At 65.4% G+C, this 1,026-nt stretch carries 1 rRNA gene; it reads right to left on the bottom strand.

Annotated elements, in window-relative coordinates:
- Positions 1-932: 932 nt before the first annotated feature.
- A 5S ribosomal RNA gene (rrf, locus tag CLV67_RS50845) occupies positions 933-1,026 on the bottom strand; the annotation flags it as partial.

Here is a 1,026-nt window from a genome sequence, read left to right as displayed (position 1 = left end):
TACCGAAACAATCGAAACGACCGCAATCGCCGCATAAGATCAACAGACACGGATCAGCGCTGGCCGCCTCTTACACCACGCCAGTGGACGCGACCGGGTCGGTTGGGTGCGCGGGGTACCGCTGGGTGATCAGGTCGGGTCGGTTGGGTGCGCGGGGTACCGCTGGGTGATCAGGTCGGGTCGGTTGGGTGCGCGGGGTACCGCTGGGTGATCAGGTCGGGTCGGTTGGGTGCGCGGGGTACCGCTGGGTGATCAGGTCGGGTCGGTTGGGTGCGCGGGGTACCGCTGGGTGATCAGGTCGGGTCGGTTGGGTGCGTAGGGCATTGCTGGGTGATCAGGTCGGGTCGGTTGGGTGCGTGGGCATCGCGTCCGGGGAATCGGCACGATCGTGAACCTGGCGCAGACGTGGGCCAGGCCGTGTTTCGTCGTGCCCGGAGCCATTGGTTGATGGCGGCGATGGTGAGGGTGCTTCGCTGTCGCTGGATCTCGGTGGCGGGTTGAGGAGTCATTCCAGACAGCGAAGACCGGTCTCGCCTCGACCAGCATCAGCACCGCCGCTGGCGGGCCTGGCACCGCTGGACCACCCTGGTCATCGCCGCCCACGCCTTCCTCGCCGTAGCGACGGCAACCAGCACGACCAGCACCAACGCGCTGATCGACATCACCGTCAACGAGCTCCGCCGGCTGTTCCACGCGCTGGTCATCGAACCCGCCCGCCGCCTCGCCGACGTCATCGCCTGGTTCCTCTTCCGCCGGCGGCATCAAGCCACAACGATAACCAGCCACTACACCCGCCAAGCCCTCACAGAGCCGTAGAACAGATCTCCTGCTGGAGTACTAGGCCGGGCAGACTTCGAGAAGCGGGAATCAATAACGGGCCTGGAAATGCAGAAAGGCCCACCCCGTGTGGGGTGGGCCTTTCATAACGTTGAGTCCGGCGGCGTCCTACTCTCCCACACCCTCCCGAGTGCAGTACCATCGGCGCTGGAGGGCTTAGCTACCGGGTTCGGAATGTAACCGGGCGTT

Origin of the sequence: Actinoplanes italicus, assembly GCF_003001815.1 — a bacterium.
In the GTDB taxonomy this organism is placed as follows: domain Bacteria; phylum Actinomycetota; class Actinomycetes; order Mycobacteriales; family Micromonosporaceae; genus Actinoplanes; species Actinoplanes italicus.
Note: the sequence above shows the minus strand (reverse complement) of the source record. Positions and strands in the feature narration are given on the sequence as shown.